At 62.7% G+C, this 22,628-nt stretch carries 19 protein-coding genes; 10 read left to right on the top strand and 9 right to left on the bottom strand.

Features of this window, described 5'->3' with window-relative positions; translation table 11 throughout:
- Positions 1-270 precede the first annotated feature (270 nt).
- The 5 genes from A6D6_RS15595 to bamJ all read left to right on the top strand — a co-directional run bounded on the left by A6D6_RS15595 (position 271) and on the right by bamJ (position 7,648).
- Complete coding sequence (locus tag A6D6_RS15595; protein WP_133492218.1) at positions 271-1,893, top strand: acyl-CoA carboxylase subunit beta; 1,623 nt, start codon at positions 271-273, stop codon at positions 1,891-1,893.
- A gap of 16 nt (positions 1,894-1,909) precedes the next feature.
- The gene (locus A6D6_RS15590; RefSeq protein WP_133492217.1) at positions 1,910-3,895 is read left to right on the top strand and encodes an acetyl/propionyl/methylcrotonyl-CoA carboxylase subunit alpha; all 1,986 of its coding nucleotides are present in this window, start codon (positions 1,910-1,912) and stop codon (positions 3,893-3,895) included.
- Positions 3,892-4,671 carry an enoyl-CoA hydratase/isomerase family protein gene (locus A6D6_RS15585; RefSeq protein ID WP_133492216.1) on the top strand — a complete coding sequence of 260 codons (780 nt, stop codon included), beginning with the start codon at positions 3,892-3,894 and terminating at the stop codon, positions 4,669-4,671. Before A6D6_RS15590 ends, A6D6_RS15585 begins: the two co-directional genes overlap by 4 nt.
- Positions 4,672-4,718: 47 nt before the next feature.
- A complete protein-coding gene (locus A6D6_RS15580) occupies positions 4,719-6,320 on the top strand; it encodes an AMP-binding protein (protein ID WP_159661204.1) in 1,602 nt (533 codons plus the stop codon).
- A gap of 560 nt (positions 6,321-6,880) precedes the next feature.
- On the top strand, positions 6,881-7,648 hold the full coding sequence (gene bamJ / locus A6D6_RS15575) for a BamJ family beta-barrel-assembly machinery protein (protein ID WP_133492214.1): 768 nt from the start codon (positions 6,881-6,883) through the stop codon (positions 7,646-7,648).
- Positions 7,649-7,694: 46 nt separating this feature from the next.
- Here the strand turns inward: bamJ and rsd are convergent, their stop codons facing one another.
- The 7 genes from rsd to A6D6_RS15540 form a co-directional block, all read right to left on the bottom strand.
- Positions 7,695-8,186: a sigma D regulator gene (gene rsd / locus A6D6_RS15570; protein ID WP_014992861.1), complete on the bottom strand. Its 492-nt coding sequence runs from the start codon at positions 8,184-8,186 to the stop codon at positions 7,695-7,697.
- Between the two features lie 310 nt (positions 8,187-8,496).
- Complete coding sequence (locus A6D6_RS15565) at positions 8,497-9,258, bottom strand: LrgB family protein (RefSeq protein ID WP_159661203.1); 762 nt, start codon at positions 9,256-9,258, stop codon at positions 8,497-8,499.
- The gene (locus A6D6_RS15560) at positions 9,251-9,622 is read right to left on the bottom strand and encodes a CidA/LrgA family protein (RefSeq protein WP_159661202.1); all 372 of its coding nucleotides are present in this window, start codon (positions 9,620-9,622) and stop codon (positions 9,251-9,253) included. The genes A6D6_RS15565 and A6D6_RS15560 overlap by 8 nt, the downstream gene beginning before the upstream one ends.
- 203 nt (positions 9,623-9,825) lie before the next feature.
- A complete protein-coding gene (locus A6D6_RS15555) occupies positions 9,826-10,329 on the bottom strand; it encodes a disulfide bond formation protein B (protein ID WP_133492211.1) in 504 nt (167 codons plus the stop codon).
- Positions 10,330-10,549: 220 nt separating this feature from the next.
- A complete protein-coding gene (gshA, locus tag A6D6_RS15550) occupies positions 10,550-12,118 on the bottom strand; it encodes a glutamate--cysteine ligase (RefSeq protein ID WP_133492210.1) in 1,569 nt (522 codons plus the stop codon).
- 117 nt (positions 12,119-12,235) lie between these two features.
- Positions 12,236-14,578: a Tex family protein gene (locus A6D6_RS15545; RefSeq protein WP_159661201.1), complete on the bottom strand. Its 2,343-nt coding sequence runs from the start codon at positions 14,576-14,578 to the stop codon at positions 12,236-12,238.
- Between the two features lie 138 nt (positions 14,579-14,716).
- Positions 14,717-15,079 carry a response regulator gene (locus A6D6_RS15540; protein WP_133492207.1) on the bottom strand — a complete coding sequence of 121 codons (363 nt, stop codon included), beginning with the start codon at positions 15,077-15,079 and terminating at the stop codon, positions 14,717-14,719.
- A 234-nt stretch (positions 15,080-15,313) separates the two neighbouring features.
- Between A6D6_RS15540 and ompR the strand changes: the two genes are divergently transcribed.
- Positions 15,314-16,024 (top strand): osmolarity response regulator transcription factor OmpR, encoded by a 711-nt coding sequence (gene ompR, locus A6D6_RS15535; protein ID WP_022996843.1) that lies wholly within the window; start codon positions 15,314-15,316, stop codon positions 16,022-16,024.
- Between the two features lie 294 nt (positions 16,025-16,318).
- Entirely contained in the window at positions 16,319-17,638 is a 1,320-nt protein-coding gene (locus tag A6D6_RS15530) for an ATP-binding protein (protein WP_133492206.1), read from the top strand.
- 227 nt (positions 17,639-17,865) lie between these two features.
- Here A6D6_RS15530 and A6D6_RS15525 read toward each other — a convergent pair whose 3' ends face one another.
- The gene (locus A6D6_RS15525) at positions 17,866-19,053 is read right to left on the bottom strand and encodes an MFS transporter (RefSeq protein WP_133492205.1); all 1,188 of its coding nucleotides are present in this window, start codon (positions 19,051-19,053) and stop codon (positions 17,866-17,868) included.
- Positions 19,054-19,137: 84 nt separating this feature from the next.
- Here A6D6_RS15525 and A6D6_RS15520 point away from each other — a divergent pair, with 84 nt between their 5' ends.
- Both A6D6_RS15520 and A6D6_RS15515 read left to right on the top strand, forming a co-directional pair.
- Complete coding sequence (locus tag A6D6_RS15520) at positions 19,138-19,326, top strand: hypothetical protein (RefSeq protein WP_159661200.1); 189 nt, start codon at positions 19,138-19,140, stop codon at positions 19,324-19,326.
- Positions 19,305-19,793: a YcxB family protein gene (locus A6D6_RS15515; RefSeq protein WP_133492204.1), complete on the top strand. Its 489-nt coding sequence runs from the start codon at positions 19,305-19,307 to the stop codon at positions 19,791-19,793. Before A6D6_RS15520 ends, A6D6_RS15515 begins: the two co-directional genes overlap by 22 nt.
- Positions 19,794-19,812: 19 nt before the next feature.
- Here A6D6_RS15515 and A6D6_RS15510 read toward each other — a convergent pair whose 3' ends face one another.
- A complete protein-coding gene (locus A6D6_RS15510) occupies positions 19,813-20,772 on the bottom strand; it encodes a hypothetical protein (RefSeq protein WP_133492202.1) in 960 nt (319 codons plus the stop codon).
- A gap of 116 nt (positions 20,773-20,888) precedes the next feature.
- On the opposite strand from A6D6_RS15510, the gene ilvD reads away from it, so the two are divergent.
- Positions 20,889-22,565, top strand: coding sequence for a dihydroxy-acid dehydratase (ilvD, locus tag A6D6_RS15505; protein WP_159661199.1), 1,677 nt, complete (start codon positions 20,889-20,891; stop codon positions 22,563-22,565).
- Positions 22,566-22,628 lie beyond the last annotated feature (63 nt).

Here is a 22,628-nt window from a genome sequence, read left to right as displayed (position 1 = left end):
CCACTGTGGGAAGCTTGCTTGCAAGCGAATATTGCATACCCTTGAACGAATCCTATTCGCTTGCAAGCAAGCTTCCCACAGCAGTTAAGGTTCCCCAGTTTTTTCTTTTCGTTTTTTCTTTTCGCTGTCAACTATCCACGGTCAACTTTCCTTCCCCCCATAGCTATTTTTCGCAAGACCCGCCGCTTTGCCACTGCGTAGGCTACCAGAACTGTTTTAACACCAAGGCGCCGGTGAGCTCCGGTGCCGACAGACTGGGAAGCCCTTTTCATGGCAGTACTCGAAACCCAAGTGTCCTCCGCGGACGCCACTTTCCGGGAAAACCGGGCCGGTATGGAGGCGCTGCTGACGCGTTTGCGCTCGGTGGAGCAAAGGACCCGGGACAAGTCCGCCGCCGCCAAGGGGCGCTTTGAAAAGCGCGGCCAATTGCTGCCGCGTGAGCGTGTGGCGCTGGTGCTGGACCCCGGCGCCCCTTTTCTGGAGCTGGCTACCCTGGCCGGTTACGGCATGGACAACGCGGATCCGGAGAAAACCATCCCCGGCGGCGGCAATATCGCCGGCATTGGTTATGTCCGCGGCGTGCGCTGCATGATCCTCGCCACCGATTCCGGCATCGACGCCGGTGCCGCCCAGCCCATGGGGCTGGACAAGGTACTGCGGGTGCAGGAGTTGGCACTGGAAAACAAGCTGCCCTACGTGCAACTGGTGGAAAGCGCCGGCGCCAACCTGCTCAAGTACCGGGTCGAGGAGTTCATTCTGGGTGGCTCCTCGTTCCGTAACCTGGCGCGTCTGTCCGCCGCCGGTCTGCCGGTGGTCACCGTTACGCACGGTTCCTCCACCGCCGGCGGCGCCTACCAGACCGGGCTGTCGGATTACATCATCATGGTGCGCGGCCGCTCCAAGGCCTTCCTGGCCGGTCCGCCTCTGCTGAAAGCGGCCACCGGTGAAGAAGCCACCGATGAGGAACTGGGCGGCGCCGAGATGCACACCACCTTGTCGGGCCTGGGTGATTATCTCGCCGAGGATGATCGCGATGCCCTGCGTCTGGTACGTGACATCATGGGCAAGCTGGATTGGAACCGGGATATCCCGGCGGCTGCCGCCGAAACGGCACCGCCGCCCCGGTACGATCGCGAGGAGCTGCTCGGCATCATGCCCATGGATCACAAAAGACCGGTGGACATGAAGGAAGTGATCGCGCGCATCGTCGACGACTCCGACTTCCTCGAGTTCGGCGCCAACTATGGCTCCGCCACCGTTTGCGGGCAGGCGCGCATCGAAGGCATGGCGTTGGGCATCATCACCAATAACGGGCCGATCGATCCCGCCGGGGCGACCAAGGCTACCCATTTCATTCAGGCCTGTTGCCAGTCGCGCACGCCGATCCTGTATCTGAACAACACCACCGGCTTCATCGTCGGCAAGGACTATGAACAGGCCGGCATCATTAAACACGGTTCCAAGATGATTCAGGCGGTGACCAACGCCACCGTGCCGCAGATCACTTTGTACTGCGGCGCGTCCTTTGGCGCCGGCAATTACGGCATGTGCGGCCGGGGCTTTCATCCGCGTTTCTGTTTCTCCTGGCCCAACGCCAAGACCGCGGTAATGGGCGGTGAACAGGCCGCCCGCACCATGAGTATCGTCACCGAATCGGCGGCCAAACGCCGTGGCCAGGAAGTGGATCGCGCCGCCCTGGAGGATCTGGAGGGGCGCATTATCGAGACCTTTGAAAAGCAAATGGACGTATTCGCCACCAGCGGCCGCCTGCTGGACGATGGTGTCATCGACCCGCGCGATACCCGCGGCGTGATCGCCTATGTGCTATCCATCTGCCGCGAGGCGGAGCTGCGGCAAACCCAGCCGATGCAGTTCTCCGTGGCCCGTCCCTGATTCGAGCGGTAACGATATGAGTAAAGCGACCCCTTTCAGCAAGATACTGATCGCCAACCGTGGCGAAATTGCCCTGCGCATTCAGCGCAGCGCCCGGGAACTGGGTTACCGCACGGTGGCGGTTTATTCCAGCGCCGACCGCGATGCCCGCCACGCCCTGGAGGCGGATCAGGCGGTTTGTATCGGCGAGGCATTGCCGGCGCAGTCCTATCTGAATATCGACAACATCATCGACGCGGCCAAACGTGCCGGAGCCGACGCGGTGCACCCGGGCTATGGCTTTCTGGCGGAGAATCCGGCGCTGGCGAGAGCGTGCGCCGACGCCGGGCTGGTGTTCATCGGCCCCTCCGCCGAGGCCATCGAGGCCATGGGCCACAAGGCCCGTGCCAAGCTGCTGATGGAGCAGGCCGGCGTGCCTTGCGTGCCCGGCTATCAAGGCCAGGATCAAAGCGAGCAACGGCTGCACCGGGAGGCGGATGAGATCGGTTACCCGGTGATGATCAAAGCTACCGCTGGTGGCGGCGGGCGCGGCATGCGTCTGGTGGAAAGCACTGACACCTTCCTGGAGGCGTTGGCCAGCGCCCGTTCGGAGGCGCAAAGCGCTTTTGGTGATCCGGAAGTGATTCTGGAGAAAGCCATCGTCGAACCGCGTCACGTGGAGATTCAGGTGATGGCGGACCGTTACGGCAAGGCGCTGCATTTCGGTGAGCGGGATTGTTCGGTACAGCGCCGTCACCAGAAGGTGGTGGAAGAAGCGCCCTCTCCGGCCGTGGATCAGGCTCTGCGTGAGCAGATGGGTGAGACCGCCGTGAAAGCGGTGCGGGCCATCGGCTATGAAGGCGCCGGTACCTTGGAGTTCCTGTTGGATAGCGAGGGACGGTTCTACTTCATGGAGATGAACACGCGCCTGCAGGTGGAACACCCGGTCACCGAGGCGATCACCGGCGTGGATCTGGTGGCTCTGCAATTGCGAGTGGCCGCCGGGGAACCTCTGGCCCCGGAACAGGATGACATCCGCTTCCGCGGACATGCCATCGAAGTGCGTCTCTGCGCGGAAAGTCCGCGCCAGGGCTTCATGCCGCAGAGCGGCACCCTGGTGCGCTGGCGCGCGCCGCGAACCCTGCGGGTGGACAGTGCGTTGCAGGATGGCGCCGAGGTGCCGCCGTTCTATGACTCGATGGTGGCCAAGTTGATTGCCTGGGGCGAGAACCGGGACGAGGCCCGCCGCCGTCTGGCCACGGGGCTGGAAGAACTGGTGGCGCTGGGGGTGGAAACCAACCAGGGCTTTCTGGCGCGTTGCCTGCGCGATCCGGTGTTCGCCGCTGGTGAGGCCACCACCGCGTTCGTGGAGCAGCGCCAGGGCGACTTGTTGCGCGAGGACGAGGAGCACGGACAGCAACTGCGGGCGCTGGCCGCCGCTTTGTTGTATCTCACTGATAGCGGGGCCGGCAACACCCGGGCTGTTTTGTCTTCCCGATTGCCGCTTATCGTCCGCTATCAACTGCGTGATGAAGACGGCGCCGCTACCCTGACCCGTTTGCAGTCGGATCGTTTGCAGGTGGTCATCGACGACGTCGTCACGGCATTCGGGCTGCTCGGTTTCACCGCTGAAGGAGTGCGGCTGGAACGCGACGGCGTGGTGGAGACGGTAGCGCTGGAGCGTCGTGGAGACGTGTTGTACTTCCTCCATGACGGCGAAGGCTACGCGGTAACGGACTGTACCTACGCCGCCGCTGCCCGGGGCGCCGTTGATGGTGGCGATGGCCGGGTGCGGGCGTCGATGAACGGTCGCCTGGTGTCGGTGGCGGTACACGAAGGCCAGCGGGTGGAAGCCGGCGAAGCGGTGCTGACGCTGGAAGCGATGAAGATGGAGCACGTGCACCGGGCCGGCGTCGGCGGTGTGGTCTCGGTGATCAGCGCCGCGGAAGGAGATCAGGTGACCGCCGGTCGGGTACTGGTGGAAATCGAAGTGGATGCCAGTGAGGAGAGCAAACCGGAATGAGTACGGAGCAAGCGGTATTACTGGAACAACGTGGCCGGGCGCTGTGGATCACGGTGAACCGGCCGGAGAAACGCAACGCCATCAATCAGGCGGTGATCGACGGTATTCGTCAGGGTTATGAGCAGGCCCAGGCGGATCCGCAAGTGCGTGTGATCGTGCTCACCGGCAGCGGTGACAAAGCCTTTTGCGCGGGCGCCGATCTGCGTCCCGGAGAGGGTTTCGTCTTCGATTACGCCAAGCCCAATGCCGACTACGCCGATCTGATGCGCCTCGCCAGTAACAGCACGGTACCGAGCATTGCCCGGGTGAACGGAGTCTGCATGGCCGGTGGCATGGGGTTGCTGTGCATGACCGACATGGCGGTGGCGGTGGACACGGTGCGCTTCGGATTGCCGGAAGTGAAGGTCGGGGTTTTCCCGATGCAGGTGTTGAGTCTGCTGCAGCGTCTGGTGCCGCAACGGGTGCTGCGAGAGTGGTGCTTCACCGGTGAGCCCTTCACCGCCGACGAAGCGTTGCAGGCGGGGCTGGTCAATCATCTGGCGCCGGCGGCGGAACTGGACGCCAAGGTCGAATGGTTGATTGACCGCCTGGTGGACAAATCCCCCACCGCGATTCGCCGGGGCAAGTATGCGTTGCGGGCTATCGAAGCGATGTCCTTCGATCAGGCCATCGCCTACACCGAAACGCAGATTGCCACTCTTGCGCTGACCGAGGACGCCAAGGAAGGCCTGGCCGCGTTCAATGAGAAGCGTGCGCCGGATTGGCCCGGGCGCTAGCGATCCTATCCATATTCCCATAAGCACAACAACAGGAGAGCCGCACCATGACAGTGAATCTCGACGAGGACGCTTTCGGCCGGCATATGGTGGACCGGGTCTGTGTCGGTGACATGAGCACCCGGGCCGCGGATTTGTTTCCGGACAGAGTGGCGCTGGTTTGTGGCGAGCAAAGTCTTACTTACAGTGAACTGGATCGGCGCGCGAATCGCCTGGGCAGCGCTTTGCTGGGCCTCGGTTTGAAGCATCAGGACGTGGTCGGAGTGATGGCCGGCAACTGCCTGGAAATCCTCATTACTTATCTGGCCTGCGCCAAGGCCGGGTTGATCTGCGCACCGGCCAATCTGGGGCTGCGCCCCTCGGAAATCGCCTATTGTTTCCAGGATTCCGCGGCGAAGGTGCTGATCGTGCAGGATCAGTTGTTGGCGGCGGCGAAGGAACTGGTGCCATCGTTGTCGGAGCTTCAGGGGGTGTATTGGACCGGGGCGCGGGCGCCGGAGGCTCTGCCCAGGGACGCCGGTTCGTTCGATGCCTTGCTGGAACAAGGGGACGATGCCGAACTGCAAGTGCCGGTGTTTGATCGTGACGCGGTGCAACTGCTCTACACCAGCGGCACCACTGCTTTGCCCAAGGGCGTGCTCACCAGTCATCTGGCGGTGACCATGGCCGGGCTGTCCGGGGCGCTTGCCCATCAGGCCGATCACAATACCCGGGCGTTAGTGGTGCTGCCGCTGTTTCATTGCGCCATGCTCAATTCCATGACCGTGCCCATGTTCACCGTGGGCGCTCGGGTGATTCTGGCGCCGGGGTTCGATACACCGGAAAACATGCTGGCTCTGATCGAAAAGCACCAGGCCAATGTGATCATGTTTCTGCCGATGATGTACGGCCAGTTGCTGGACGTCGCGGCGCACGGCAACCACGATCTGACGTCGGTGACCCGGGCGGTCTATGCCATGGCGCCGATGCCGGATGAACGGCTGCGTGCTCTGCACGAACTGTTTCCCAATGCCGATGTGGTGCTCGGTTCCGGCCAGACGGAGTTCACTCCGGCCACCTGCATGCAACGTCCGGAGCATCAGTGGAGCAAGGCCGCCACCTGGGGCACCGCCACCGCCATGACGCGGGTGGCGATCATGGACGATCACGGCCGCCTGTTGCCCCGTGGCGAGCCGGGGGAAATCGTCTATCGCGGCCCGCAGACCATGAACGGCTATCTGAACCAGCCGGACAAGACCCGCGAGAGTTTTCAGCATGGCTGGTTTCACAGCGGCGACATTGCCTGGATGGATGAGGACGGCGCCATCTGGTTCACCGACCGCAAGAAGGATGTGATCAAGACCGGCGGTGAAAACGTGGCATCGATCGAGGTGGAGCGCTGCCTGATGGAGCATGAAACCGTGGCGGAAGCGGCGGTGGTGGGGCTGCCCCATGAACACTGGGGGGAAGCGATCACCGCGGTGGTGATTCTCAAACCTGGTGCGCGGGCGGACGAAGAGCGGGTGCTGGAGCATTGCCGGGAGCGGCTGGCGGGCTTCAAGGTGCCCAAGGCGGTGCTGTTCACGGAAGAATTTCCACGCACTGGAACCGGCAAAGTGCAAAAGCACATGATTCGCTCCGAGCACGAGGCGTATTACCAGCCGGGCTGACGCTGGTTGACCCTATTCCTTACAACCTGACTACGAAGCCACTGTGGGAAGCTTGCTTGCAAGCGAATGGCCAACTGCCCTGGGGGAGTATTCGCGGCCAAGGCCGCTTCCCACAGCGATGGACCGCGAAGCCGCTCCTCTGTGGGCTGTCTTGGCAGCGAATCGGCGTGTAAGCCTCTAATCCCTGGCCGATTTGTGCATACGCGCCGCCAAACCTCGTTATTTCCCTCCAAATGCTTGTTATTGCACGACATTGACACGGTTTTCCGCCCCAGGGTTTTGACAGCCGTTTTGCCACGGGCAGAATGAAGGCTGACTGGAACTCTTGGGGGAAATGCCGGTCAGCTTCAGACGTTACATCTTTGTTTCTCCTGTTGGTCGGGGTGTTTTCGGTTCCGTTGGACCATGGCGATCCCCGACCCTTGTCGGCGTTCACGGTTTAGCGCTGGCGCGAGGGGGCGGGAAACTGGCAGTATGGCCAGATTCCGCCGCCGGGTGCTGGGGCGCGGCCGTTACTTCGGCGGGCGAGCGGGAAATAACCACAGGCCAATGGAGGCAGAATGAAAAAGTTGGGAATCGTGCTGGCCGGTACCGTCCTGGTGGCGGCTTGCGGTCAACAGGACGGCGGTGAGGATGCCGCCAAGGTGGAGATCAAAACGGACGACCAGAAAGCGTCCTACGCACTGGGTTATCGCAGCGCCGAGCAGATGAGTGCCATGGAGGGACTGGATACCGAAGCGATGATTGCCGGTATCCGCGACGGTCACACTGGCACGGATTCCCGCCTTGGGGATGAGGATCTGAACCAGCTGATCCAGGACTTCCAGATGCGTCTGGTGGAAAAACGCCAGGCCAAACTGGAACAGGAAGCCGAGGATAACCTGAAGAAAGGCGAGGAATTCCTGGCCGAAAACGGCAAGCGTGATGGTGTTACCACCACCGACAGCGGCCTGCAGTACGAAGTGCTGAAGTCCGGCGAGGAAGGCGCGCCGTCTCCCACCGTGGAAGATACCGTTACTGTCCATTATGAAGGCAGCACCACCGATGGTGAGGTGTTCGACAGCTCCATCGAGCGGGACCAGCCGGCTACTTTCGGTCTGGCCCACATTATCCCGGGTTGGCAGGAAGCGCTGCCAATGATGAAAGTCGGTGATAAGTGGAAGCTCTATCTGCCGGCGGAACTGGGCTACGGCAAGCAGGGCGCCGGTGGTGACATCGGTCCTAACGAAGTGCTGATCTTCGAAGTGGAACTGCTGGGTATCCAGGGTCAGGGCGATGATGCCGATGACCAGGCCGCGGAAGAGCCCGCGGCGGACCAAGGCGAATAACACCGCCATTCCGGCCGGCCCTGATGGGTCGGCCGGAAACCGCCAGCTACCCTTGCCCGGCTCGCGCCACTGGCTGCTGGTAAAGGCTCACTATCAGTTGATCTTCCAGGGCGAACCGCTCCTCCAGCGCCACCATCAAGCGCGCCACCCGTTCCGGTAACTCGGTCAGCCGCGTCATGCAGTGGGTCGGATTGTCGTAATCCTCATTGAACGCCAGTGCTTCCTCGGTGGAGGCATCCAGCCTCTGAATCAATTGTTCCGCCCACTGTGGTGGCCCGCTGCCGTAATGGCGCGCCGCTCGCACCAGGGCGTTATAGACCTCGAAATAACCCGCGCTGAGATAGTCCATCAGAACCTGACAGAGGTCCTGGATGCGTTGATGGATGGGGGGATCCGGTTCTTCCCGTGACGGCGTGTGGTCGACGCCCTGTACCTGGCAAAGGAGCACGATCAATTGCCGCCGCTCCTCCAGCCAGGCCTGTACCAGTGCCTCAATTTGCTGCCATTGGGCCAATGCTGTGGAACTGGAACTTGCCATTGTTCGCTCTCCTTTATTCGGGCATGGCTGACAGATTTTTTTCCCGTGGGGGAAGTCGAGACTAGAACCGGCGAATAGCGGCTGGCAATGGGTGAGAATGGGACAGGATCCGGGTGAAGGGGAAAAAGCGCGGGGTATCAGTGGGTTGCCGTAAAAGATGATTTCTTCATAACCTTCTCGCGTTCTTATAAGTGTCGCGGCATAACGTTTTTCCGAGCCCGGATTTGGCGTGCCGGCGTGTTGCGTGTGAGTCTGCCTGCGATTGGTGGGACAGCAGTGGCCCTCTTCATACAGAAGAGGGCCGCGATACTCAGCCCATCAATGAAGACACCCACGGCCAGATCCAGGGCAGGGCCAGGGCGGTCAGCAGGCCGGTCAGGCCCAGCGCCAGGCCGCCGAAGGCCCCGGCCTTTTCACTGAACTCGAAGGCGCGGGCGGTGCCGATGGCGTGGGCCACCAGCCCGAGGGCGAAGCCGCGGATGCGGTCGTCCTCCACCCGCAGCAGCCGGAACACCGGGCCGGCGGCCAGGGCGCCGACGATGCCGGTGATCGCCACCGCGCCGGCGGCCAGGGAAACATCGCCATTGGTGACTCTCGCTACCTCGATGGCGATGGGCGTGGTGATGGATTTGGGGGCCAGGGAGCCGACCACGGTTTCCGGCGCGCCCAGCCACCAGGCCAGGCCCACCGCCAGTCCGGAAGCCAGCGCCGCGCCAATCACCACCGTGATCAGCAATGGCCGCCAGACGCTGCGCACGGTGTGCAGCTGGCGATACAGTGGCCAGGCCAGGGCCACGGTGGCGGGACCGAGCAGGAAGGAAATCAGCGCGGTCTGGTCACGGTATTCCTCGTAAGGCACGCCGACCAGCGGCAGCACGATGATCACCGGAATGGCGGCAACGATGAACGGGTGAAACAGCGCCATGCTGTTGGATTTGGCGTAGGCCCACTGGGCGAAACGGTAGCTGGCCAGTGTCAGCAACAATCCGAACAGGGGGGTGTGCAGGAGCTCACCTAGCAGAGGAGTGTGTAATAGCTCACCGGACAGGGAAGAGGGAGGAAGTTCAGTCATGGCGCGAGTCTCCTCCACCGCCGTGAGAAGAACGGCGCAGCAGAACCTTCAACAGCAACGTCACCAGCAGCAGGGCGATCAGGGTGCCGAACACCACCGACACCGCCAGGGCCAGGGCATTGTCCTGGTAGCGGTGCCATTGCAGCACGATGCCGACACCGAGAGGGAAGATCAGCAAGGTGATATGGCGGATCAACGCACCGGCGGCCTCGGAGACCTTACCCATCCCCGGCACGCCCAGCATCAGCGCGAACAACAGCAAGACCATACCCACCACGGGTGCCGGCAGTGGCAGGCCGGTGAGGTGGATCAGCACCTCGCCAAGAAATTGAAACAACAACAGAATCAGCAGGCCATCAATCATCAGGATCTCCCGGAAGTCCCTACCTCTGGACAAAGCCCGGAATCACGGCGCTGCGAACCTGGGGTGTGAAACGGAGGGATCGGCGGGAATGACCTGAATCAGGCCTGAAAGGCCCGCGTCGAGTGCCTCCCTGCAGCGTCGTGGCGCCTGGCCCGGAGGCATGAAGCCGGCGGCCAGCGAAAAGGGCCGCCGGCGGGAACCGGTCAGGCGCGTAACGGACGGAACAATTGTACCAGGGCGAACAGCAACAGTCCGGTAAACACCACCAGCGACCAGCCGGGGATGCTCAGGCCAAGAAAGGTCCAGCTGATCTCGGCGCATTCGCCGGAGCCGGAGAGCACCTGCGCCAGAACATCATGGAGCGGAAACACGTCGAGCATATAGTCCAGACCGGGACCGCAACCGGGCACTTGATCCGGCGGCAGGCTTTGCAGCCACAGATGGCGGATGGCGATGCCGCCCCCCACCAGGGCGGCGAGAGCCGTGAGCACGGCATAGATACGCACACCGATACTTCGCGGGCCGTGCAGGAACGCCACCAGCAGAATGGCCATTGCCGCGAACACGGCGACGCGCTGGAAGATACACAGCGGGCAGGGTTCCAGGCCATCCACGTGCTGCAAATACAGGGCGCTGGCCATGGCGATAACACAGGCCAGCAGGGCGAGCCCGTTGAGGGCCCGGGGCGAAGGCAGTTTGGACCACATCGATTTGATTCCTTTCTGGCTCAGGCTGGGCCTGGTTTATTTTTTCGAATCGCTGGCATGCCGATTCGCGAGCAAGCTCGCTCCCACAGCGGCTCTGTAGCCCCTCTCTGTGGGAAGCTGCCTAGGTAGCGAATACTGTCCACGGATCGCGATCCCCCCTCAACTTCAGGGACATGATGGTATGGAGTGCGGGGCGGACACAATGGTTCCCGCGCCGCCGTCAGTCCTTGAAATAGGTGGCCAGATAGCTTTCGAAATCCATGTCGTCGGCGGTCTCCCAGGCGGCTTGTTCGGTCAGGCTGTGCCGGGCCAGCGTGGCCAGTTGCGCCTCGCGGTCGGCGTCCAGCGGCCGGGAGCGGAAGTGGTCCCTGTGGGCCAGGGCCTGGTTCATAGCGAACTGGAAGAAGGTCTGGTCGCGGCTTTCCAGCTTGTCCATGATCTGCCCGGATGGCGTGGCGTCTGGTTCTTCCACCTTCAAACGCTGACGCTGCAAGGCGTCGCAATAGTTGTTGCCACCGTGACAGCGGTCGAACAACTCGGCGATCGGCACCATCTGGTCCAGCTTCTCCAGCGCCCACTGTTTCAGGGTCACGCTCTCACCCCAGTTATTCAGAGCCACGGAGGTATCCCGGCCGTTGTAGACCACCTGACGCAGATTGTCCTTGCTGGCGTTGAGATCGCAGCTTTCCAATTGCGGCGAGGTGCGCAACAGGCAATAGGTGGCGAACAGGTCGAGGAAGCGGATTTCCTGCTGGTTGATGCCCACCGGTTCGAACGGGTTGAGATCCAGAGCGCGGATCTCGATGTACTCGACGCCGCGCCGCTTGAGCGCCAGGGTGGGGCGCTCGCCTTTGTTGATGGTCCGTTTGGGCCGGATCGAGGAGTAGTACTCGTTTTCGATTTGCAGGATGTTGGCGTTGAGTTGTTGATAGTCGCCTTTGGCATTCAGTACGCCGATGGCGTCGTAGGCCGGTTCCGGTGTTTTGATGGCGTGGGTCAGCGTCTCCACGTATTCATCGAGATTGTTGTAGCTGATCGCCAGGGAGGACTGAGCGTTGTTCTGGTAGCCCAGATCACTCATCCGCAGGCTGGTGGCATGGGGGCGGTAGAGGCTGTGGTCGAAGCGCTCCAGCAGATGGTGCTCGCGGCCGGCCAGGAACGACGCGCACAATGCCGGCGAAGCGCCGAACAGGTACACCAGCAACCAGGAGTAACGCTGGAAATTACGGGTCAGGTCAAAGTAACGCCGGGAAATGAAATCCTGCAGCGGCTCGTCACTGCCTTCCTGGGCCTGGTGCAACTGCCAGAACGATTCCGGGAAGGAGAAGTTGTAGTGAATGCCGGCGATGGTTTGCATCTTGCGGCCGTAGCGATGGCCCAGGCCGATCCGGTAAATATGCTTCATGCGGCCCACGTTGGAACTGCCGTAGTGGGCCACCGGCACCTCGCTGTCCTCCGTCACCCGGCAGGGCATGGAATTGACCCACAACAGCTCATCGCCGATGTGGCGGTAAGTGTAGCGGTGCAATTGATCGAGGAATTCCAGCGGGCTGTGCAGGTCGCTGCTGGCGGGCGTGATGAACTCCAGCAACGCTTCGGAATAGTCCGTGGTGATGTAAGGGTGAGTCAGGGCCGAGCCGAGCGCTTCGGGATGGTTGGTTTGCGCCAGGTTGCCATCGGTGCTGATGCGCAGGCTCTCTTTCTCGATGCCCCTTCGAATGCCCGCCAGGGTGCTGGCGGCGTCGGAGTCCAGAAGGGCCTGAATGCGTTGACTGAGCAGGTCGGTCATGGGGCTGTCCCATTCTTGGGGCGATGATCTGGGCGGCGATCAGGCGGTATCGGGCCGCCGCCCGTGTTGATGTTTTGGTCTGGCCGGCACACCGCCCGCGGGCTGACTCACTGAAGACTAGCCGCGCTTCTTCTGTTGCTCCAGTGCTTTGGCGAAAGCCGCGCCCAGCGCGCCTTGCGGTGCCGCCGCCGGTTTGTTGCCGCCGCCACGCTGACGTTGGCCCCCGCCGCCACGCCGGCCTTTGCCCGCCGGTGCGCCCGGACTTTGACCAGCCTGACGCTCCTGATGGCGATCGTCCATACGCATGGTCAGGCTGATGCGCTTGCGCGCCTGATCCACTTCCAGCACCTTCACCTTGACGATATCGCCGGGGTTGACCACATCGTGAGGATCCTCGACGAATTTATCGGCCAGCGCCGACACGTGCACCAGACCATCCTGATGCACGCCGATGTCGACGAAGGCACCAAAGTTGGTGACGTTGGTCACCGCGCCTTCCAGAATCATGCCCGGCTTCAGATCGGCCAGGGTTTCCACCCCTTCCTTGAACTCCGCCGCCTTGAATTCCGGACGCGGGTCGCGGCCCGGCTTTTCCAACTCGCCGAGGATGTCGGTGACGGTGGGCAGACCGAAATGCTCGTCGGTGAACTCGACCGGTTTGACGCTCTTCAGGAACGGGATGTCGCCGATCAGGTCCTTGATCGGGCGGTCGTGCTGTTTGGCGATCCGCTCCACCACCGGATAAGCCTCCGGGTGCACGGCGGAACCGTCCAGCGGGTTCTCGCCGTTCATCACCCGCAGGAAGCCGGCGGCCTGCTCGAAGGTCTTTTCCCCCAGACGTGGCACCTGCTTAAGAGCATCACGATTGTTGAAGGCACCGTTCTTCTCGCGGAAGCTGACGATGTTGCCGGCTATGGTGCTGTTGAGGCCGGCGATGCGCGCCAGCAACGGCGCGCTGGCGGTGTTCACGTCCACGCCGACGGCGTTCACGCAGTCTTCCACCACCGCGTCCAGGGAGCGTGACAGTTTCACCTGGCTGACATCATGCTGGTACTGGCCGACGCCGATGGATTTCGGGTCGATCTTGACCAGCTCCGCCAGCGGGTCCTGCAGACGGCGGGCGATGGACACGGCGCCACGGAAGGACACATCCAGTTCCGGGAATTCCCGCGCCGCCAGTTCGGAAGCGGAGTACACCGAAGCGCCGGCCTCGGACACCATGATCTTCTGGATCGGTTGCTTGTCCTTGAGTGCCTTGACCAGCTCGCCGGCCAGCTTGTCGGTTTCACGGCTGGCGGTGCCATTGCCGATCGCCACCAGATCCACCTGATGCTTGACGCTCAGTTTGGTCAACGCCGCCAGGGACTGCGCCCATTGGTTTTTGGGCTGGTGCGGGAAAACCGTGGTGTGTTCCAGCAGTTTGCCGGTGGCGTCCACCACCACCACCTTGACTCCGGTACGCAATCCCGGGTCCAGGCCCATGGTGGCTTTCGGACCCGCCGGCGAGGCCATCAGCAGGCTCTTGAGGTTGCGGGCGAACACCTGGATGGCCTCTTCCTCGGCCAGTTCGCGCACGCGGCCGAGCAGTTCGGTTTCCAGATGGGTGTTGAGTTTGATTTTCCAGGTCCAGCGCATTACCTCGCCGAGCCAGTTATCGGCGGCACGGCCCTGATCACGCCAGCCGGCCACTTCACGAACCATGGCCACGCAGGGATGGGGTTCGGCGCTTTCCAATTCTTCCGGCAGCACCATGGCGACATGCAGCACGCCTTCGTTACGGCCGCGAAACAGCGCCAGAGCACGGTGGCTGGGAATGCTCTTGAGGGCTTCCTGGTGTTCGAAGTAGTCGCGGAACTTGGCGCCTTCCTCTTCCTTGTCCTCCGCCACCCGGGACTGGATCTGGGCCCGTTCCCAAAGGAAGGTGCGCATGCGGGTGAGCAGTTCGGCGTTTTCGGCGAAGCGTTCCATCAGGATCTGCTTGGCGCCATCCAGGGCATCCTTGGCGGAAGCGATCTTGTGCTCTTCGTTGAGATAACCGGCGGCTTCGCCCTCCGGGTCCAGGCCAGGATCGTTCAGCAGAGCATCCGCCAACGGCTCCAGGCCGGCCTCGCGGGCCATCTGCGCGCGGGTGCGGCGCTTGGGCTTGTACGGCAGATACAGATCCTCGAGCCGGGTCTTGGTGTCCGCCTCGCGGATCGCCTTCTCCAATTCCGGAGTCAGCTTCTCCTGCTCGTCGATGCTCTTGAGGATTGCCTCGCGGCGCTCCTCCAGCTCGCGCAGGTAGCGCAGCCGCTCTTCCAGGTTCCGCAGCTGGGTATCATCCAGTCCGCCGGTGGCTTCTTTCCGGTAGCGGGCGATAAACGGCACGGTGGCCCCTTCGTCCAGCAGGGCCACGGCGGCGGTCACCTGTTGCGGCTGGGCGTTGAGTTCCTGGGCGATGATCTGTTCGATGCTCTGCATGGGTATTCCTGGATTGCACGCTGATCCGCATCACGCCGGCGTTTCCGGCACGTATATAAGAAACGACCGGAATCATAGGGAATGACTCCGGTCGTTCATAGATTGACTTGCCCGGATGGCTGTGGTTATCGCCGAAGATCAGCGCAATACCCGGTCGATTTCCGCCAGTAGCTCCGCTTCCCTGGGAGGCTTGACGATGTAGCCGGAGGCGCCCTGGCGTTCCCCCCAGACCTTGTCGGTCTCCTGGTCCTTGGTGGTCACCAGGATCACGGGAATGCCTCCCAGATCCGCATCCCGGGTGATCTTGCGGGTGGCCTGGAAACCATTCAGTTCCGGCATCACCACATCCATCAGAATCAGGTCCGGCCGTTCGCTGCGCGCCCGTTCTATGCCTTCCACGCCGTTCACGGCGGTGATCACCTGATGCCCCTGTCCCTCGACGATCCTCGCCAGGTTGGTGAGCTGGGTGGGTGAATCGTCCACCACCAGTATCTTGGCCATGCGTGTTATCCCCCCTAAAAACAGCACGTCGTGAAAATGATAGCAGTCCGTCCGACAAAGGTAAGCTGATGAAAAACGTCAGCCGGGTGCCGTTTCCGGGCAGGCCGCGGATCGGCACATCGGGTGTCGACAGTAATCTTTATATACAATCTTAATCATCGTAAAACTTGCCCGCCGTCACAGTGACGGGTATGAGACGGGTCATTCGGCAGTCAAAACGATTCGGGAAGCCTCATGAGCGAACAAGTGGACAAGATTCTGGTGGTGGACGACGACGCCCGCCTGCGCGGCCTGCTGCAACGGTTCCTCGAGGAGCAGGGCTACGCGGTGAAAGCGGTGGCGGACGCCGAGCAGATGGACCGGGCCCTGTCCCGGGAGATCTACTCGCTGATGGTTCTGGACCTGATGCTGCCTGGCGAGGACGGCCTGTCGATCTGCCGGCGCCTGCGCGAGAGTGAGAACGACCTGCCGATCATCATGCTCACGGCCAAGGGGGATGACGCCGAGCGCATCGAAGGGCTGGATGCCGGCGCCGACGATTACCTGCCCAAGCCGTTCAATCCGAAGGAGCTGAGCGCGCGTATCCGCGCGGTACTGCGCCGTCACGTACGCGAAGTACCGGGGGCGCCAAGCAAAGCGGAAGGCAGTGTGGACTTCGGGCCCTGGACGCTGGACCTGTCCAGCCGCACGCTGAGCCGTGATGGTGAGCCGCAGGCGTTGACCACCGGTGAGTTCGCCGTGCTCAAAGCGCTGATCCAGCATCAGCGGGAGCCGCTGACCCGGGATAAGCTGATGAGCCTGGCCCGGGGGCGGGAATGGTCCGCCATGGAGCGTTCCATTGATGTGCAGGTGTCGCGGCTGCGCCGCCTGCTGGAGGAGGATCCCTCCAAGCCCCGCTACATCCAGACCGTATGGGGCGTGGGTTATGTGTTCGTGCCGGACTGACATCATTCGCTTACACGCATCACGTCGGCGCGCTAAACTCAAATCCGGTTTACGAGCCCTTGGAGATATGAATTCAGGCCGGTATGGGCGGCTCGTGAATCACGGCTGGCGGATCAATTTTCGCGGCTTGGGCGCCCGGTTCGCTTCCCAAGGAGAGAGCTACCAGGTCGCTGTGGGACGCTGCTTTAGCAGCCAATGGAGTCTTACGTGTTAGCGGTCTGTTCCCGTTCCCACAATGGGCACTACGAAGCGGCCGTGGGAGCGGCTCGCGAGCTGTGATTGGAATGAGACCCTATGCCCAAACTTTACCCCCGCACCGCCTTTTTCCGCGCTGCCCTGATCGTCGGGCTGGTAATCGGCCTGAGCCAGGCCATCACCCTGTGGTTTTTTGCCCGTAACGCCTATCTTCCGGGTATTCGTGAGTACGCCCGTCTTACCGCCCTGCAAGCGGAACTGATCTTCGAGGAGGGCGCCGACAGCGACTTTCTGGAAGAGCGCCTGGGAGCCACCACCGGTATTGGCGTGGGAACGCCGCCGAGTTTGCGAGAGCCGGACAGCCTGTTGCTCACGCGGCCGGTGGTGAATCAGTTCGGTGACGAACTGGCGGGGTTGCTGGACGAGCCGGTGACGGTTCGGCTGGAAGACGCCCGCCAACCAGTGTTGTGGGTCAACGCACCGTCGTTCGAAGGCGCCTGGCTGCGCGTGCCGATGGTGTTCTTCCGCGACTATGACCGCTATCTGTTGCTGGGTTGGGGGGTCACCGTGCCGCTGCTGGCGGTGATCGGTGGCTTGCTGATTGCCCGTAGCCTGAACCGGCCGCTGCGCCGGCTGGCCCGGGTCGCCCTCAAAGTCGGCCGGGGGGAAGCGGTGCCGGTGCTGGACGATACCATCGGTCCCACCGAGATCCAGGCGGTGAACCGCGCCTTCAACCGCATGACCCGGGATCTGCAACAGGCGCAGCGGGACCGGGCTTTGCTGCTGGCGGGGGTGTCCCATGATTTGCGCACGCCGCTGACCCGGCTGCGTCTGTCCGCCGAGTTCCTCGACGACGAAGAGCTGTCCCAGGGCATCATCGCCGACATTGAGGACATGGACGCGATTCTCGAGCAGTTCATCGCTTTCATTCGCGACGGCGCCGACGAGCAGCCTTCCTATGAAAGCCTCAACGCGTTGATCGAGGAAGTGTGCGGCAAATACCCGGCGGAGCAGCTCCGTATCACTCTGGCCGAGGTGCCGCGCCTGATGCTCAAGCGGCTCACCGCCAAGCGCATGCTCACCAATCTGATCACCAACGCGCTCAAATACGGCGCCGCGCCGGTGGAGATCCACACCATAATGGATGACAACGCAGTGTTGCTGATCGTCCGCGATCATGGTCGAGGGGTGCGCGAGGAAGACATCCCCATGCTGTTGCAGCCGTTCTCTCGTGGCGAGAAGGCACGCACGCTCAGCGGCAGCGGCCTGGGCCTGGCCATCGTCAAGCGCATCGTCGACATGCACCATGGCCAGATGGCGCTGGACAATCACCCGGAAGGCGGCTTGCAGGTGCGTATTCGCTTCCCGGTCACCGGCCAACTGGTGCAGCCGGAGACGCTCTCCGCCGGGGTGCGGTGAACCGGAGCTGGTGACGTCAAGCGCCATCCATGGGCCACCGCCGTTGAAGAGCCGGCTTGCACGCAACACGGCTACTGCCAAGGCAACAGGCTTCCCACGGATTGGGCTACGAAGCCGCTGTGGGAAGCGGCCTTGGCCGCGAATGCCTCCGGGCCGTTGACCATTCGCTTGCAAGCAAGCTTCCCACAGCGGCTTCGTGGTTCGGTCTGTGTGAAGCGGTCGGGCGGTTAATGGTCGGTGGCCCGCTCCACCGCCTGGCCGGCGCAGAACACCAGCAGGCCGCCCAGAGCCAGAGCGGTGCCCACCAGTCCGGTGGTGGACCAGGGCAGGTCGCCACGGGTGGCGACGCCGGCCAGCCAGGCGCCGAGGGCGTTGGCCAGGTTGAAGGCGGCGTGGTTGAGGGACGCGGCCATGGTCTGGCCGTCTCCGGCCACATCCATCAGCCGCGTCTGCAATGCCGGCCCGAGCGCCATGCTGGTACCCACCAGACCCACGAACAGCAGCCCCCACCACATTGAATTGGCGGCCACGAAGAACAACCCCTGGATCACCGCGCACCAGATCAGAATGCCGGGGATGGACTTCATCAGGTTGCCATCGGCGGCCCGGGCGCCGGCCAGGGTGCCGAGAATGGTGCCGATACCGAAGATCGCCAACACCAGCGGACCCAGAGATTCGTCCATGCCGGCTTGCTCGGTGAGGGTCGGCATCACATAACTGAACACCGCGAACATGCCGCCGAAACCGATGCTGGCGATGCCCAGGGTGAACAACACCCGATGTTTGAGCAGCGCGGACAGCTCACGTAGCGGACTGGCGTGCGGGTCCACCGGTTGCGCCGGCACGAACAGCCTCACCATCAGAGCGGTGAGCAGGGCAATGGCGCCGACCCCGGCGAACGCCACTGGCCAACCGAACTGATTCCCGGCCCAGGTGCCCAGGGGCGCGCCCAACAGGATCGCCACGGTCAGGCCGGTCATCACCCGGGCCACCGCCCGTGCCCGTTGATGGAACGGCACCGCCGATGCCGCCACCAGGGCGGCGACGCCGAAATAGGCGCCATGGGGCAGGCCGGCGATGAAACGGAGCGCGATGAAGGACCAGAATCCCGGCGCCAGGGCACTGGCGAGATTCCCCAGCGCGAACACCAGCATCAGAATGATCAGTAGGGCCCGCCGTGGCACCCGGGCCGCCAGAGTGGAAATGATCGGCGCACCCACCACCACGCCCAGGGCATAGCTGCTGATGGCATAGCCCACGTCCTGCGGGTCCACCTGCAGATCCAGGGCGATCCGGCTGAGCAGGCCCATGATGACGAATTCCCCGGTGCCGATGCCAAAGCCGCCCAGCGCCAGGGCCAGCTCGGCGATGCGGGGGTGCCTGGCCATGGCGGCCTTGCCGGTTTGGGTGGACATGGACGCTCCTTGCCGCCGTGCGGAAAAAACAAAAAGCCGCCGGAGAAGCCGGCGGCCGGGAATGAGGTAAGGAAGGACGCTATTGTGACGGAATTATTCCTAAACAAAAGAAAAGATTTTGTTTATGGCATTGATGAGAAAAGCCAATGCCCTGATGGTGACGATCGCGTCGCGATTTCACCGCGCCGGGTGCGGATTCGCATCGTGAATCCGGTACACTCTGTGTTCATCAATGTGAGGGAGGCGCCGCCATGGAAGCGCGGTACACCATAAGCGAAGACGATTATGTCCGTGCCGCCGGATTGTTTGCCCGGCCGACGCCCAGGGCGAAGGTGGTCTACGCATTGGTACTGGCGGTTCTGGTGGTGCTGGCGCTGTTTGGGCCGCCGGTGGTGCGGGCCGGGGCGATGGGCGGCCTGATCGGTGGCGGTGTGACTTTCCTGCTGCTGCGGTTATTGGTCGCGCCCTGGCTTTCACGGCGCCATTATCGGAGCTACAAAGCGATTCAGGAACCCACCACGATGGCCCTGATGGACGCCGGGATCCGCTTCGAGGCGGAGAGCGGCACCGCCATGGTCAGCTGGGACAAGATACGGAAATGGCGCCATAACGACCGCTATATTCTGATCTATCCGATGCCGCGCTTGTACTACATCGTGCCCAAGGCGGCGACCGGGCCCGGGTTCGACCCGGCGCTTCTGATCAAGGCGTTGAGCGCCCGGGTTGGCGAGGCGCGCTGAATCCCGTTGTCGGCGAGCCCTAGCCACCGAGCATCCGGAACAGCGGCGGCAAACCGAACGCCAACAGCAGACTCACCGCCAGACCCAGCATCGCTTTCATCGCATCCGACATCACCACGCGCGCGGTTTCCCGCGTCGAGGGGGTGAACATGTGCATGGAGATGGCGAATTCCCGTCCGGCCAGCAGCCCCAGGAACACCCAGGTGGTGGACATGGGAATGCTGCTCATCTCCTTGAATACGAACAGAATGATGGCGTAGATGAAATCGATGATGGTGGCGGCCCGGATATCCACGGTGCCGGTCTTGGTGGTGACGATGCGCTGGATGGCGCCGCCGGCGGTTTTGAAGATCCAGGCGTGCAGAACCAGCAGCACCAGGAGTGATAAAAAGAACTGCTGACCATCCAGCTCCCGCGGCAGGTAGGCGTAGATGTTGGCCAGATCCTGGATCAGCCACTGGCTCCACAGGAAACCGGTGGAGGCCCATTGCAACGCGATCCAGTAGGCGGGCACGGGGTTGCCGTAGGTGCGGTCGAAATACTCGGTCAGATGCCGGATCACGAACCGGTAGGTGAACAAGGCGACGACGAACGCCACGGCGTACCCGAGCCCGGACTTGCTCAGCATCGACTGCACGTTGCCGGCGGCGAATACCGACAGCACCAGAAAGGTAGTGCTCACCGGTATGCCGTAGCGGGTCAGAATCAGGATGGCCAGCGGTGGAATCACATAAAGCCAGGTGATGCCCTGTTCGGGCATGGGGAATTTTTCCAGACGGCCATAGGCCGGATCCCCGCCGTGACTGAACCATCCGTACAGCAGCACGATTACCAGAATGGCGCTGGCGAAGGCCCACAGCAGCCACCAGGGGCGGTGATGGTTCGAGGAGATAAAGGTACCCAGGGTTTGGATGGCGTCGTTGGCGACAATCGAATACGCCGCCAACAGGAAACCCGCTACCATCAGAATGTCGCCCATATTCCCGTTCCTTGTGAATGAAGTCCGTCAACCAGCCTGTGCCTGATTGTTTACGACTCTATGACGTGGCGGGAAAAGCGTTATGCTGGCATCAGCTCGTGATCAGGAGAACAACGATGACTGAAGACAAACGCCGCCGCTATTCCGCGCCGGTGGTGGACGGTATTGCCAAGGCGCCGAGTCGGGCCATGTTGCGTGCCACCGGGTTTACCGACGAGGACTTCCAGAAACCGCAGGTCGGCATCGCCTCCACCTGGAGTCGGGTGACACCCTGTAACATGCATATCGACGGTCTCGCCCGCGAGGCCGGTGAAGGCGCTGACGCTGCCGGTGGCAAAAGCGTGATCTTCAATACCATTACCATCTCCGATGGCATCGCCAATGGCACCGAAGGGATGAAGTACTCCCTGGTTTCCCGCGAGGTGATCGCCGATTCGATCGAAACCGTGGCCGGTTGCGAAGGCTTCGACGGGTTGGTGGCCATCGGCGGCTGCGACAAGAATATGCCCGGCTGCCTGATGGGACTGGCGCGACTTAACCGGCCGTCGGTGTTCGTTTACGGCGGTACCATCAAGCCCGGTCCCGGGCACACCGATCTGATTTCCGTGTTCGAGGCGGTGGGGGCCTACACCAAGGGCGACAAGCGTCTGATCGAGGTGGAGCAGGTGGAAAAGGTGGCGGTGCCTGGCCCTGGCTCCTGTGGCGGGATGTACACCGCCAACACCATGGCCAGCGCCATTGAGGCCCTGGGCATGAGCCTGCCGGGCAGTTCCGCGCAGAACGCCGAATCCGCTGACAAGCTGGCCGACTGCCGGGCCGCCGGCGCCGCCGTGCTGGATCTGTTGGAACGGGACATCAAGCCCAGCGACATTTTGACCCGGGAAGCGTTCGAGAACGCCATCACCGTGGTCATCGCCCTGGCCGGTTCCACCAATGCGGTGCTCCATTTGATGGCCATGGCCCACACCATCGGCGTGCCGCTGAGCCTGGAAGACTTTACCCGCATCGGTGAAAGAGTACCGGTGCTGGCGGACGTGCGCCCCAGCGGGCATTACCTGATGAGTGAACTGGTGGCCATCGGCGGCATTCAGCCACTGATGAAAACGTTACTGGAGGAGGGGCTGCTGCACGGTGACTGCCTCACCGTCACCGGCCGTACCCTGGCGGAAAATCTGGCCGGGGTAGCGCCCTATCCCGACGAACAGAACATCATCCGCGCGCTGGATAACCCGATCAAGAAAGACAGCCATCTGCGTATTCTCCACGGCAACCTGGCGCCGACCGGCGCGGTGGCCAAGATCACCGGCCATGAAGGCACCCACTTCAGTGGCAAGGCACGGGTATTTTCCTCCGAGGAAGAGGCCACCGTTGGCATCATGGAGGGCGCCGTGGTGGCCGGCGACGTGGTGGTGATCCGCTACGAAGGCCCGCGCGGTGGCCCGGGCATGCGAGAAATGCTGACGCCCACTTCGGCGATCATGGGACGTGGTCTGGGCCAGGACGTGGCGCTGATCACCGATGGCCGTTTTTCCGGTGGCAGCCACGGTTTCGTAGTGGGCCACATTACTCCCGAGGCGCAGGAAGGCGGTCCCATTGCCCTGGTGGAGGACGGTGACGAAATCGTCATCGACGCGGAGAGCAACACCATCACCCTGAAAGTTTCCGAGCAGGCGATGATCGAACGTCATGCCCGCTGGCAGGCACCGGCACCGCGCTATACCCGCGGAGTGCTGGCCAAGTACGCCCGCACCGTGGGTTCGGCTTCCCGGGGCGCGGTGACCGACGGCGACTGAGCGGTGGAAGAAGAGCCGGACGCCAAACGCTTGACGCCGGACGCCGGACGCCGGACGCTAAAG

The organism is Alcanivorax xiamenensis, from assembly GCF_009846745.1.
GTDB classification, from domain to species: Bacteria; Pseudomonadota; Gammaproteobacteria; order Pseudomonadales; family Alcanivoracaceae; genus Alloalcanivorax; species Alloalcanivorax xiamenensis.
This window is presented reverse-complemented; position numbering and strand designations above follow the sequence as displayed.